14 protein-coding genes are annotated in these 13,461 nt (G+C 50.4%); 6 read left to right on the forward strand and 8 right to left on the reverse strand.

Features of this window, described 5'->3' with window-relative positions:
• Positions 1-20: 20 nt before the first annotated feature.
• Positions 21-695 carry a TetR/AcrR family transcriptional regulator gene (locus tag BUA24_RS04250; protein WP_072789038.1) on the forward strand — a complete coding sequence of 225 codons (675 nt, stop codon included), beginning with the start codon at positions 21-23 and terminating at the stop codon, positions 693-695.
• On the opposite strand, the gene BUA24_RS04255 is transcribed toward BUA24_RS04250, so the two are convergent.
• From BUA24_RS04255 to BUA24_RS04275, 5 genes are all read right to left on the reverse strand, one after another.
• Entirely contained in the window at positions 689-1,138 is a 450-nt protein-coding gene (locus BUA24_RS04255; RefSeq protein WP_143146379.1) for a YidH family protein, read from the reverse strand. The two genes, BUA24_RS04250 and BUA24_RS04255, sit on opposite strands and share 7 nt — an antisense overlap.
• A gap of 305 nt (positions 1,139-1,443) precedes the next feature.
• Positions 1,444-2,124 carry a serine O-acetyltransferase gene (cysE, locus tag BUA24_RS04260; protein ID WP_072789040.1) on the reverse strand — a complete coding sequence of 227 codons (681 nt, stop codon included), beginning with the start codon at positions 2,122-2,124 and terminating at the stop codon, positions 1,444-1,446.
• Positions 2,125-2,137: 13 nt separating this feature from the next.
• Positions 2,138-3,070: a cysteine synthase A gene (cysK, locus tag BUA24_RS04265; RefSeq protein ID WP_072789050.1), complete on the reverse strand. Its 933-nt coding sequence runs from the start codon at positions 3,068-3,070 to the stop codon at positions 2,138-2,140.
• 290 nt (positions 3,071-3,360) lie between these two features.
• The gene (locus BUA24_RS04270; RefSeq protein ID WP_072789052.1) at positions 3,361-3,789 is read right to left on the reverse strand and encodes a FadR/GntR family transcriptional regulator; all 429 of its coding nucleotides are present in this window, start codon (positions 3,787-3,789) and stop codon (positions 3,361-3,363) included.
• Between the two features lie 411 nt (positions 3,790-4,200).
• Positions 4,201-5,103, reverse strand: coding sequence for a hypothetical protein (locus BUA24_RS04275; protein WP_072789054.1), 903 nt, complete (start codon positions 5,101-5,103; stop codon positions 4,201-4,203).
• Positions 5,104-5,912: 809 nt separating this feature from the next.
• Between BUA24_RS04275 and BUA24_RS12110 the strand changes: the two genes are divergently transcribed.
• The 4 genes from BUA24_RS12110 (at position 5,913) to BUA24_RS12115 (ending at position 9,519) form a co-directional block, all read left to right on the forward strand.
• Positions 5,913-6,101: a hypothetical protein gene (locus tag BUA24_RS12110; RefSeq protein ID WP_143146380.1), complete on the forward strand. Its 189-nt coding sequence runs from the start codon at positions 5,913-5,915 to the stop codon at positions 6,099-6,101.
• Between the two features lie 523 nt (positions 6,102-6,624).
• Positions 6,625-7,872, forward strand: a complete 1,248-nt coding sequence (locus BUA24_RS04285; protein ID WP_072789058.1) for an NAD(P)/FAD-dependent oxidoreductase — start codon at positions 6,625-6,627, stop codon at positions 7,870-7,872.
• A gap of 7 nt (positions 7,873-7,879) precedes the next feature.
• Positions 7,880-8,593, forward strand: coding sequence for a M15 family metallopeptidase (locus tag BUA24_RS04290; RefSeq protein WP_072789060.1), 714 nt, complete (start codon positions 7,880-7,882; stop codon positions 8,591-8,593).
• A 380-nt stretch (positions 8,594-8,973) separates the two neighbouring features.
• Positions 8,974-9,519 (forward strand): hypothetical protein, encoded by a 546-nt coding sequence (locus BUA24_RS12115; RefSeq protein ID WP_143146381.1) that lies wholly within the window; start codon positions 8,974-8,976, stop codon positions 9,517-9,519.
• 178 nt (positions 9,520-9,697) lie between these two features.
• Here BUA24_RS12115 and BUA24_RS04305 read toward each other — a convergent pair whose 3' ends face one another.
• The 3 genes from BUA24_RS04305 to BUA24_RS04315 all read right to left on the reverse strand — a co-directional run bounded on the left by BUA24_RS04305 (position 9,698) and on the right by BUA24_RS04315 (position 12,691).
• Positions 9,698-10,417, reverse strand: coding sequence for an enoyl-CoA hydratase-related protein (locus tag BUA24_RS04305; RefSeq protein WP_072789106.1), 720 nt, complete (start codon positions 10,415-10,417; stop codon positions 9,698-9,700).
• A 175-nt stretch (positions 10,418-10,592) separates the two neighbouring features.
• The gene (gene menC, locus BUA24_RS04310; protein WP_072789066.1) at positions 10,593-11,720 is read right to left on the reverse strand and encodes an o-succinylbenzoate synthase; all 1,128 of its coding nucleotides are present in this window, start codon (positions 11,718-11,720) and stop codon (positions 10,593-10,595) included.
• A 38-nt stretch (positions 11,721-11,758) separates the two neighbouring features.
• Positions 11,759-12,691 (reverse strand): hydroxymethylglutaryl-CoA lyase, encoded by a 933-nt coding sequence (locus BUA24_RS04315; RefSeq protein ID WP_245790289.1) that lies wholly within the window; start codon positions 12,689-12,691, stop codon positions 11,759-11,761.
• Between the two features lie 211 nt (positions 12,692-12,902).
• Between BUA24_RS04315 and BUA24_RS04320 the strand changes: the two genes are divergently transcribed.
• Positions 12,903-13,397 carry a hypothetical protein gene (locus BUA24_RS04320; protein WP_072789068.1) on the forward strand — a complete coding sequence of 165 codons (495 nt, stop codon included), beginning with the start codon at positions 12,903-12,905 and terminating at the stop codon, positions 13,395-13,397.
• The last annotated feature ends 64 nt before the right edge of the window (positions 13,398-13,461 follow it).

A 13,461-nucleotide genomic window follows, 5' to 3' on the forward strand; every position in this document is an offset into this window, starting at 1 on the left:
CCATAACCCAAGGGAGGGCAATGGAAGAGGCGATGACGAACTTAAATGGCACACAGCAGCTTTCCAAGGCTAGGCCGGCAAGGCTATGTGCCTCCGACCGCAGACAGATACTCTTAGATGCAGCCATTGCAACCTTTGGTGAAAAAGGTTACTACGCAACGACTATGGAGGAGATTGCAGTAGCTGCTGGTGTGACAAAACCAGTTATCTACCAGCACTTTGAATCTAAGCGTGATCTGTATAGCGCTATCTTGAAGCGCATCAATGAAGACCTGGTAAAGACCCTTAAAATGTCCGACGAGGCATACATTACCAAAGAAGAGCGATTTACAAAGGGGTTCGAGGCGTACTTCAGATTCGTATACGAAAACCGCGCTGCCTTTGAGCTTATGTTTTCCTCCAGACCGAGGAAGGATCCCGAGTTTCGCGAGATCGTCAACCAGATAGATAGTCACGTTGCTTCGTCTATCTCCATGGAGATCGATACCTCGCTTGATAAAGACCATAGAGACCTTATCGCTACTGGCGTGATCGCTATGGCGGAAGGCATGGCCAAGCGTTACCTGCGAGAACACGTACCCGAGCTCGACAGTAACGGAGAGGAGATACCCTTTGAAGACTCCATCGCACTCATGTGGGCTAGACGGATGTCGAGCCTGATCTGGAACGGTCTCCAGTCACTTCAGGGTCAGTAGACCACGTGTCCCACGTACAGGACCAAAAGCACTCCAACTACTAAAAGGATCAGGCTTAGAGATACCTCGAGAAACGGTATCTCAAAAGACTGGACGTCTTCACTGTTTATCTTGGCCCGCACGGAGAGGAAACGCATCGTCGAGATCAAAACGACCGCTGTTCCCACAAGGATCATCCCCGCTCCCATTGCGCCTGTCAAACTTCCATGCGGGCGAATGGAGCGCTTGTATAGCGCTTCCTGAATGTAAGCGACAAAGATCGTGAACTTTTGTATTAGAAATCCGAAAGCCATAAGAGCTACCGCTGTTCTGATCCACGCAAGGAAGGTGCGCTCATTTGCTTGATGGTCAGTCAGACTCTTGATCATCACATCAATAATAGAGCCTAGAGCGATCTCCTTGCACTTGGGGCGCTCTATGACGACAACGAAATCACAGATCAAGATGTACGCCATTGGCCACTTGCAACAGGCAGCGATGCAGAGAGCTTCGTCATGTCAAAAAGCTAAGTAACAAGTAAGACTCGAAGTGAATCGGTAGAACTAGGGTCCTGGATCGACAGTGCGGTGATGACAAAGGCAAGAAACGCTATCTAGTATCAATCAAATCTACCTTGTGGATCGGACCTCCATGGAACAGATGTTGCCCCCAAGAGATCAATCCCAGAACTCAGACCTCTTTGTCTTCACGTCGAATCAAACCAATAGGACTATCCCGTCATCGTGACCACGAGTTAGTGTTTCTCTATCTAGATAGAGAAATCTTCCAATATCCAGACTCCGTCTTCGTCCATTCTCACGTCATCGTCGTGTTCTATATGACCTATGACCTTCTCTTCAATCTCGTCCACTCTGTGCTTCAGTGACTTAATGGCAGCACCTAGAACATCAGGTTGGGATGTATCGATTAGACCGGGTCGTCCCTTGCTGTGATCGTCAACAACCTGACCGGGAATACCCACCACGACCACGTTTGCAGGGACCGGCCTGACCACTACAGCGTTTGCACCAATCCTTGCGCCGTCTCCCACCGTTATAGGTCCGAGCACCTTCGCTCCGGCTCCGATAGTAACACCGTTACCTACGGTAGGGTGACGCTTACCCATCTCCAGCCCTCGACCACCAAGAGTGACCCCATGGTAGATCGTTACGTTTTCGCCTACCTCAGCGGTCTCTCCTATCACCACACCAAGTGCATGATCAATAAATAAGCCGGGACCAAGCTGAGCACCTGGGTGTATATCAACACTGGTCAGCGCTCTAATAAGAAACGACAAGCCTCTTGCAAGAAACTTGTAGTTAGATATCCACAACTGGTGAGCGACTCTGTAACCCCATACGGCATGGACACCTGGGTAAAACAGGGCAACCTCAAGCAAAGATCTAGCCGCAGGGTCTCTGTCTTTAGCTGCATAGAGATCCCTACGCATGTGGCTAATTAGGTTAGTCACCGAGTCCCTCGAATAGTTGCGTACTTAGATATCGCTCACCAAAGGAGGGGACTATCACGACAATAAGTTTTCCTTCGTTCTCCGGTCGGTTGCCCACCTCAATAGCGCCATATATTGCAGCACCGGAGGAGATTCCCACTAGGACTCCTTCCTCCTTTGCGGTTCGACGAGCATACTCAAAGGCTTTCTCGGCCGGAACCTTCAAGATCTCGTCGATAAACTCGCCATGGAAGTTACCAGGAACAAATCCTGCACCGATTCCCTGTATCGGATGAGGGCCTTTGGCTCCCCCAGATAGCACAGGAGACTCTGCCGGTTCGATAGCTACTGCCCTAAACGACGGCTTCTTGGCCTTTATAACCTCAGAGATACCCGATATAGTCCCGCCCGTTCCCACACCAGCCACCACAAAGTCCACCTTGCCATCGGTGTCTCTCCAGATCTCCTCGGCGGTCGTTTTCCTATGTATCTCAGGGTTGGCAGGGTTTTCGAACTGTTGGGGCATGAAGTAGTTCGAGTTTGACTTAACAAGTTCTTCAGCCTTTTGGATTGCACCCCCCATTCCTTGAGACCCTGGAGTCAATATCAGCTCAGCGCCGTAAGCTCTAAGCAACATTCGCCTCTCGCGACTCATCGTCTCCGGCATAGTCAGTATGCATCTATACCCCTTAGCGGCACAGACCATTGCCAGCGCGATTCCGGTATTGCCACTGGTAGGCTCTACAATCGTAGTGTCCTTGCCGATAAGACCTGCTTGTTCCGCCGCTTCTATCATTGCGACACCTATGCGGTCTTTAACGCTGTGCGCTGGATTGAAGAACTCGAGCTTGGCAACGATCTCCGCTTTTGAGTCCCCCACAACCTTGTTGAGCTTTACAAGTGGGGTGTTTCCTACAAGTTCCGTTACGTCGTTAGCAATCTTCATGCTCCCACCTTTCTCCGATAACTCTTTAACATACGCCAAGCTACCAGTAATTCCTACTATTTAACTCATATTTATAAACAATTGGAATGACAAGGTAGTTCTTAGTGAAATTCTCATGACTAATGCACCACGAAGCTGCCTGAAGCTGTCTTTGTCTAGATGACAATGTACCAAACCGCAACGATACTGACCTTACTTGACAGAACGATCAAAGACAGCTCACCAGCTTTTATTCCTCGGCAACATCTCCTTGTCCTAGGTCAATTTTCGCACGTGCTTACACGGAGCCTTCATTGAGAATCTATCGACTCACCGTCACAAACATTTGTAACAAACTCCTTCCATGGCGCAGAGGAGGTTGAGAGAAAGTGGTCCTTTGCCACTTGCGCGGCCTCTTCACCATCACGCCTTACGATTGCGTCTACGAGTTTTTCGTGATCCAAGAGGGCATGTTGTCGAAGAGTTTGTGAAAACGGATCCTGCCTAAACCCTAGGTTTGTCGCCGAGATCAGGGCTCGAGACAGCATCCGAAGATAGGAGTTCTTAGTGGCAGTCGCTACTGCATCGTGTAGCCAGTGATCAGCGATTCGCGACTCATGCACCGAAGTAGCTCTGCGGTAACTATCGAGTGCATCGGTCATCGCCACGATATCACTTCTTTGTCTACGTTCCGCAGCTGTTCTGGCAATTAGCTGTTCTACCAGGTTCCGATAGTCCAAAATTTCGCTGAGGGATCACCAAGTGGCTCAAGAGAACGAAACGCCGAGGTGAACACTGCGGAGTCCTTCTCGAGCGACCTCACAACCGTGCCGCCGTTCCTTGCGCGATTTATAGAGGCTACATCCTTTGCTCGTAGCTGTTCGATTGCGAGACCTAGAGTTTGTCGACCAATACCAAAAACTCTCGCTAACTCGCGCTCAGGAGGGAAGGGAGACGAACCTCCTGAGCGTAAATTCCCACAGCGATTGCTGCCAGTAGCCTATCAGCCATCTGTTCTGGCGCTCTTGGAAATTTCATTGTTGCTATGATCGCATCGCCTAGTCCACTTAGAGCGCACGTCAAAGGGGTAGGTGACCGCTAGTTCGTTGAGCAGTTGTTTCGCCGAAAGTGACGCCCGTTATTGGGGAGTATCACATACCAAGATAGGCTGTCGTCCAGCCAGCCTCAAAAGCATGAGTTACGGCCTCTCTAAACGTGTTGACTGTATCGTAAAACGTGCCAGGGTCATCCGACCAATCTAGAACTCCCCATAGGTCTGATGCGGCGGTCGCCCGCAAGTAGAGACTTGAGTGTTCTAGGTAGGTCAAGACTGTAAGCAGTAGCGAAGCGACTGCGCCAAACTCCCCTACGTTAGTCGTCAGTCGCCTCGCCGCCTGGTACATTGCAACCCCCTCTTCAGCAAGAGCAGCGAAAATTCCTGAGTCAACACCGTCGATATCTACTGCAATCCCGTCCCATTTAACAACATCTTGTTCACTAGCGCACCCATTGAGATAATTTCTCAACTCCTCTGTGAAAGCGCTGAACCGTTCCATTAGCGCACTAAAGTTGTGAACACGATGACAAAAGCTCTCTAGGTCTTGCAGGAGTTCAATCTCAACGGTGTCATCTATGAGTGGCCAGCGACGCGTCCTTCTAGTTAAACACTTGCATTCAGCGAGTTGGTTCGGTTTTGACTGCGAGATCTCGGAATATAGAGCGACAGGCCAGTTATTGTGCATCTGAAGCGATTCTCTCCATAAGTTTGCCTCGAACTCAGAGAGCGCGCCGAGTATCAGGTGTTCCCGTTTATCTCGTAGAACAATCGAATCACCATCTTGAACCATGAATGCTTCAAGTATTGCCATCTCCTTGTTCTTGAAAGGAGATGGTCCTCCGAAGGCATGTCCGAAACCAAAACCCATGATCGGGCCGATTTCAATGATGCGCCTTTGTGGTACCGAAGTCGCAAGCGCAAGCAGTGTTTGGTTCTCGTATGAGACCCTATGAAGGCGATACCAGTAGTACTGGTGCACGTCATTTGGGATGGTCATTTTCTCAACTTACACGATCCTTGGGGAATTCATTCACTGATAACGATCCTTTAATTGCAGGTAACATCAACTAACGGTGATTGCATAGCGATGGTTGCAGAGTTGCCATCACCGGTAAATGTTGCTACTGCCTGTGCGTAGTATGTCTGGGTGCCTTGACCACTGCACGAGTACAGCACTATCTGCTGCCTAATGCTTGAGATGTTTGTATACGTTTTTGAAACGGCTGCCACTTCGAGATAATAAACGGTAAAGGGCGTTTGAGAACTTTTCCCAAATAGATATCGTAAGTGCAATAGAACTCTGCTGGGTGGAACATGCGACTCCCCAGGCCGCCTTGACATTATCTGGGTTATGCGAAGAAGCATGCGGCCATTCCGCGTTTTGGAAGACGCAGCTTCCTCCAGAGTTACTTATAATTTGTGGTTGGCTAATTTCAAAGAGCACAGCGGATCTCCCAGCCATCGAGTATGCCGTCGAGCTCATACCGCTCCCTACGCTTGCTAACATGGCGCCAGCCGCTAAGACTGACACCCCCCGATGATGCTTCCCACTTTCACATGGCTCCCCCTAGGTTCACGGACGACTCTGTCTATAACTATTCCCAACGCTAACACATTTCACTAATCGACGTGAGGATCTTTGTCCCCCAACGGATGACCTGAACCTAAACTAGCTCAAGGAACGGTTCAGTTTCTAAATCACTAGTAGTCCACTCCCAGGACAACTCCAAAAGTCCTTATTCCGGTTGGCTGACATAGTGTTACGAGATGGGATTGGCGTGTATCGCAAAGGGTTGATAGAAGTTAGTGCACGAAAGCATGCTCCTCGTAGCACTTTCAGAGTCTCCTTGTGCGGCCGTCTGTCCCGACGAGGTTATCTGCTACATAACCGTCAAAGACGAACACGTCGTTGTCGCTGTGGCTGGCTATCGGTCTGAGAGACCGCTATATCGGCTGGAAGCCCAATATTCAGCTCCGCCGGCTCCGGCCCCGTGACGAAGACGATTTTGTGTGCTTCCTGACAAAAGCAGGCCAAATCTAGCTACTTCTGTGTTATCTTGGGTGCTGCACAGGCCTTCCCCGGACTTCGTCCACATATGTAGGCACCTAGTGTTGTGGCCTGCTACTTCGATTCCGGAAACCTATCGAAACAAGATGGTTTGGTCCTAGGCAACCTCCTCTCGTCGACTATCGCAATACACGGCTTGAAACTGCAAGAGAGTACTATGTCCAACCCGAGAATAAATTGTTTTGCGACCATAGAAAGATTTGATATAGACCACAACCCTGATGCTGGTCATTTCGGTTGAAGTTACTGAATAGGGGTAGATGCCTTCCGTTTTGAAGTGCGACAACTATCCTGACAGCTAAGGTCATCGCCCTTAGTCAACAGTCCAAGGGAGACTTGATCACTACCGCTATAGTCATCTTGGCAGGCATTATATGGTTTGGTCTGCGGCGCAGCTCTCTGCCTGCAGGGCTTGAGGGCAACTATCAAGGAGAGGCCGAGGGGTAAACGATGGGTGATACAAGGTCAGTAGCGGTAGTTGGTGCAGGGGTCGTGGGTCTATCCATCGCTTGGCACCTTCTGAGGCTGGGAGTTGACGTGACGGTAGTTGAGCAGAGTTCGGTTGCGTCAGGAGCATCTTATGGTAACGCGGGCTGGATCTCTCCCGGCCTGGCCACTCCCCTACCCGAGCCTTCGGTCCTAAGATTTGGTCTTAGATCTTTGCTCGACCGCAACTCACCGCTATATGTACCTCCAACATCAAATGGTGCCATGATCGCATTTGCACTGAAGTTCGCCAAAAACTGTACCACTACGCGATGGATCGAGGCTATGAAAGCGTTACTACCTCTGAACGAAGCCGCCATCACAAGCTATGACTTTATTGTACAACACTGCAAAAAGGGATCTCTACACACAACCTCAGCTCCGATCCTTGCTGCATTTTACACAAAGGCTGACGCTGTATCACTGAAGGAAGAGATAAAGGACATCAAAGCAGCTGGTGGCACCATCGAGACCGAGGAACTAGAAGGTAAAGAGCTGAGAGAACTCTATCCGTTCCTTAGCGCTAACGTAAAGTATGCACAGCTTCTGCTAGGGCAAAGATACATCGACCCTTACGCATTTACCAGGGCCCTAGCCGAAGAGGTCAAGGCAGAGGGAGGAAAGGTTGTCTTAGGTCAACGAGTCCTTGGAGTGGAACCTAGCTCAAATCAAGTTACAACACGTCTATCCAATGGAGATAGGGTCGTGTCAGACAGTGCAGTTATCGCTACCGGTGCATGGGCTGGTCCTCTTGCGAAGAAGCTCGGCGTCAAGGTGTCACAAGCCGCTGGTCGCGGATATTCGTTTTGGTCCGAGTCGAAAGCGACCATCGCACATCCTGTCTATTTTCCAAGACAACGCATCGCCTGTACCCCCATCGATGGGGGACTACGTGTAGCTGGAACTATGGAGATCGCAGATTTACAGCGAGCCTACGACCCAAAAAGAGTAGATGCCATAGTCGCTAACGCCTCTGGACTTCTAAGCGGTGTTGACCTTCGGAACCGTCGCTCGGAATGGGTAGGTCCACGACCAATCACACACGACGGGCTCCCAGTTATAGGACCCACGAACTCAAGGCGCATATGGGTAGCTGCCGGTCACGGCATGTGGGGTGTAACCTATGCTCCGATCACCGGCGAGCTAGTTGCAAAGGGAATCACGGAGAATAGAACCCCTACCCCACTCCTGCCTTTTTCGCCGCTTAGGTAGAGTCAATATGACAAAGAATTTTGAGGTAAGAGAAGATATAGACCCAAAGAGGGAGTCTCTTGTTCTTCTCTCAGATCCGAAGATTAGCTCTATCCCCATCAGTGAATGCGGAGAGCACCTTGTTCGACTTGAGCCTTCCTCAAAGCTAACTATCGACCCTAAATTCGGCGAGGTCGACACAAGGTACAGCTTTGTAAGGATTTCGGTAGCAAAAGGACTTTATCGAGCTTCAGAGGCTCTCCCCAGTGAGCTCGAACTTCGGATTTACGAAGGATGGCGGCCACGATCGATACAAGAACGCTACTTCTACGACTTCGTAGATGAACTTAGAGGGATGTACAAAGATGCACAAGAGGACGAGCTAAATCGGCTCGCATCACGTTACGTGGCTCCACCGTGGATCGCACCTCCCCACGTAACAGGAGCTGCGGTAGACCTAACGCTCGCCTACGTAGATGGACCAGAACTTGATATGGGTACCAAGGTAAATGAAAGTCCAGAAGAAAGCGGCATGCGATGCTACATGGACTCTAACGAGATCTCGGACGAGGCACGCAGAAACCGCAAAGTGCTCTCACGTGTACTAAAGGCACAGGGGTTTGCAAACTACCCAACAGAGTGGTGGCATTGGTCGATGGGAGATCAGTACTGGTGTTTTATATACGGCCATTCTTCCGCTCGATATGGAGAGACAAAACCCCAACAGCCTTCGGTTGCATAGATGGTTCGCTTGAGCGGCGCGTGGATAAGATTGACCAACGTCGCCAAAGTCCCAGACATTTGTCCGTCAAAGCGCAGGGGTCATTACCAAGGCGCTAAGCAGCCCCTCAACAAAGGGCTTAGACGCGCTTTGTCCATAGGCCGGCGCCCAGAGCCTCTAGGTCCAGCCCAAAGGGGCTTTCGCTTGCCAAGAGATACAGCGACCATAGGAATTGACCCAAAGGAACAAGCAATGAAGTCTAAATAACTGCTAGATCTTGGATGTAATCCGCCTTAGCACTAAGCTACAGATAAACCGGCTAGAAAGATGTGATAAGCTTACTGCGTATGCCCATTCTTCTGCCCCAACCAAATATACAAAAAAGCAGGATATACCCACTTGTGAGTTCGCTTCTTCTTCCTGTCCTTATTGCTGGATGCGGCACGCAAACAAAAGCTAACTCCACAACCGCAAACTCCGCTAGCCGCCCGACACTCACCACTTCTTTGCCTCTGGCATGCTCGTTAGTCTCCAAAGCACAGGTAGCGGCAGCCCTGAATGTACCGGTCAACAGCCAAAGTGCGCAGGGTAGTGGGAACCATAGCCAATGCAGCTGGACCTACAGTGCCTCATCTCTTGTAACTGGACTAGGTAGCTCTGCGACAATTAGGATTCAGCCGCCAATTTCATCGACTCCGACACAGTACTACAACTCCCTCAAGGCAGAAGCGTCTCCCTTGGGTTTTCACAGCATTAAGATCGACAAAATAGCCGCTTTAGAAGGCTTTGGATCTGCCAACCCAGAGGTGTTAGTCGATACAGGAAGTGCGCTGATCACGGTCGCCTCCATCAGTACAATCTCTTCCAAAATCGACGCCTCTGCCTCTATATCGATAGCAACTGACGCCGTTGAAAAGCTCTGTGCTAAAGTCTCCTGTGTCAAGTAGATAGGCGGATCGTTAGTTTAGATCCGCAAGTAGACCTCGCTCTTACCCACTCCACTTAGGTACAGCACTTCTTGGCTTACATGATCTGCATCTGAGTCCGAGCCTCTCAATTATTCTCCGGGGTAAGAAAGGACTAACTCGGTCGTCAAATCTCTAGTGATGCGAAGCTATCAATCCATTACCGATGCTGCCACTTAGGCGATCTCTTTTCCAAGAAAGCACTCATACCCTCTTGAGCATCCTGTGTCTGTGACGCTGAAGCCATCGCCTCTACCGCAAGGTCGTAGGCTTTGTCTATTGGAAGATCCATCTGGCGATAGAGGATCTCCTTGCCAAAGCTCTTTGAGTATCTGGATCCTCTGGTCGCTCTTGAAAGAAGATCTTCGGTCGCTGACTCCAGCTCGTCAGGTTCTACGGCATAGTTTATCAGACCCCACTGGGCTGCGGTAATAGCGTCGATCACGTCACCGGTAAAGGCCATCTCCGCAGCCCTTTTACGACCTATAGAGTGAGAGATCGCCACCATAGGCGTGTGGCAAAACCATCCACCCTTTCCACCTGGAGCCGCAAATCCTGCTGCTTTAGAAGCCACCGCCAAGTCGCAGCTCGCAACGAGCTGAGCTCCTGCAGCGGTAGCTAGAGCGTGGACCTGCGCAACCACCACTTGGGGAATCTCGCCGATCAGCGTCATAAGCTCGGTGCAGGTCGCAAGGAGCTTTCTCATATAGAAAAGATCTTGACCCGCCATATCCCGAAAGTCGTGTCCAGCAGAGAACACCGGTCCTTTGGCTCTCAACACGACGCCTGCTACCTCAGAACCCGCCACCAATGAAAACGCCTCTATCAGCTCTCGCATATGAACAAGTGAAAGTGCGTTTCGTTTTTCCGGTCGGTTCATCGTTACATAAGCTCTGTCCTCGCCGATTTCCAGCTCTACATAGTTGAACTCCACCGCTTAATCCCCCTTTTCGTGCTCCATCGTCGCCCTAAGGGCATCTTAGCAACTCTTTGTCTTACTCTATGAAAGAACCCGCCGGCACCTCAGGTCGTCATCACCTTGGGGCCCTGATCGGCTAATCAAGAGCCATCGAAGTCTTTGTGTAGATACTTCTTTCAAGAGCGATCTGTTCGATGAATAGATCGTCAAGATCAATCCCAAGACCGCTTGACTCACTTAGAACTAGTACACCCGGTTCGACAAAGTCGATATCGTCCTTTAGGATATCTCGGACAAAGTACCGCTTTGACGGCGAGGTATCTCCCGGTAGGTCTACCCCCGGCAACGAAGCTACCGCCAGGTTCAAAGCCCGACCAACTCCCGCCTCGTACAATCCCCCGCACCACAGCGACAGGCCGTTCTCTCTACAAAACTTCTCTATTGAAATCGCCTCTGAAACTCCACCGACCCGTGCAACCTTTAGGTTTACAACCGATGCGGCTTTCAATGTCATGACCACCTCTAAGTCCTCTAAGGAACAGATAGACTCATCGAGACACAGCGGGGTCTTCATCTTTCTGGCCAGGGCTGCGTGCCCAAGCAGATCGTACACTCCGAAGGGCTGCTCGATCATCATGAGATCAAGCTCGTCAAATCTACACAGTTCATCTATGTCTGAGGGCGAATAGGCTCCATTCGCATCGACCATCAAAGGCATCTCTGGAAAGCTCTGACGTATTCTGCGAATCCACTCATAGTCCTTCCCCGGTTCTATCTTCATCTTTACTCTGCGGTAGCCTTCAATCTGGGCTTGGGCAACCTTATCAAAGAGGTCCTCCCAAGTCGCCTGGACACCGATACTGATGCCTGCATCAATTCGCTTTCTCACACCGCCAATTTTGCGCCATAGCGGGACTCTCTCAGCCTTGGAGAACAGATCCCAAAGTGCCGACTCCACTACCGCCTTTGCCATATAGTTCCGTCTCACCTTAGAGGCAATAGAGACAAAGTCGGAGGGGGTTTCCAGCTCCCGCTCGAACAACATAGGCAGCAAAAAGTTGTCAAGCTGATACCTAAGTGAGCAGTTTGTCTCCTCAACATAAAATGCGTCGTTGGTCGTACCGCTCTCACCATACCCGACGTACTCGCCACTGTAGATCTTTAGAAGATAGAACTCCTTGGTGCTTTGCGTACTAACCGATGACGAAAACGTCTCACGAAAAGGAAGTGACAGCCGCAGCAGCTCGACGCAGTCAACTTTCATATGCACGTCCTCAAATTGGTTCCGTTGTCAATCCATAGCTAGACGTTTGTGTCCGATGAGTACGTACTTGGGAAGACTCCTGCTCTAGACAGGAGTCCGGGAACCACCTTATCGAGTCTTTCTTGTAGGAACTCTATCGCCGGGAACAGCTCTTCGACATCGACGCCGGTCTCTATCCCAGACCTCTCTGCTAGGTAAATAAGGTCTTCTGTGGCTATGTTTCCGGTTGCGTTCGGAGCAAACGGACATCCTCCGACGCCCCCCAAAGAAGCGTCTAAGTTTAAGACCCCAGCCTCGATAGCAGCCCATGCGTTTGCAAAACCGGTGTTCCTTGTGTTATGGAAGTGACAGCGAAGCTGCATTGATGGGTCGATTACCTCAGATACGGCTTCGATTCGTCTCTTTACATCCGTTGGAACCGCCACCCCAATGGTATCGGCCAAAGCAATCTCAAAGGGCCCGAAATCGGAGACGGCTTTAGCCACTGACACAAGCTGGGAAACCGGAACCTCTCCCTCGAATGGGCATCCAAATGCTGCAGATAGAGTTACTGATACTCTCAATCCCTCCCTAGACCCCCGCTCCACTACTCGTCCCGCCGCCTCTATAGTCTCAGCAACCTTCATTCCTTGGTTTTTTTGGGAAAACGTCTCAGTTACCACAACCACGTAGTTGACCTCTTTTAGTGGGGTATCGAGCGCTCGGTCGAGCCCTCGTTCATTCAGAACGAGACCAATGGCGCCTTCAAATATCCCATCACTAAGACTGGACAGTACACTTTCGGCATCAGCCATCTGGGGCACTCGCTTAGGATTCACAAAGCTACAAACCTCTATGCGTCTAAGCCCACTAGCCCACGCACTCTCGATCAGAGTTACCTTGTCCTCGGTAGAAAAAACTGTACTCTCATTCTGAAGACCATCCCGTGGAGAGACCTCCACAACGTTCAGTTTCCCAGCATCTGTCAGCACCGTAGTTAGTTCCCTTCATCTAGGTCAGGAGCGACACAAGAGATCATTTCACTCCCCGAGGATCTCCTTCATATCGGTCAGAATAGACCACATCCCCCACGTCTACAACTACTACCCAAAATAAGTGAAAACAAGCCAGTCTCCACAAGGCAGCGATGGGCTCTTGGGTGCTACACTCTGACCGGTACGAAAATCGTAAGGAGGCTCGGAGGTGTCGATAAAGGCAGTTGAGAAGTTAGAGGTACAACTAGCAACGATTTCTAAACAGCTCCCTTCCCTTCCGCAGGGATTCTCTGAAGGCTTGGCAAGGTATGCATGGATCTTATCTGGGATAGCCGGGCTAGCGTCATTGGCGAGCGCGTGGGATCTATTTTCAATCTCAAGCACAGTAAGTGCTGTGTGTGCATTTGGACTGTGTCCAGCGTCTTTTGGAGTGTTCTTCTACCTGTCCATTGCAACCTTGGTCATCTATGGCGTTATTTACCTAAGCGCCGTAAAGCCGCTCAAGGATATGAAGAAGAATGGCTGGGATCTTGTATTTCTGGGCACCTTGGTCAACCTCGTATCTGTCGTGATCTTCATACTTGCTGGGCTTGGGGGAAACCTCGTAACCGCTCTCATTACCGTCGCCATCGTCTGGTATCTCCTCTTTGCGATTCGTCCTATCTTTGCCGGTAAAGATGCAGATGATGGCCTTGAGATCTGAGATGGATCACCCTTTAAAACAGGCACATCTCGAGCCGAAGGGCACAAAAAGACATATCTGAGGG

This window comes from Ferrithrix thermotolerans DSM 19514, from assembly GCF_900128965.1.
Classification (GTDB): Bacteria; Actinomycetota; Acidimicrobiia; order Acidimicrobiales; family Acidimicrobiaceae; genus Ferrithrix; species Ferrithrix thermotolerans.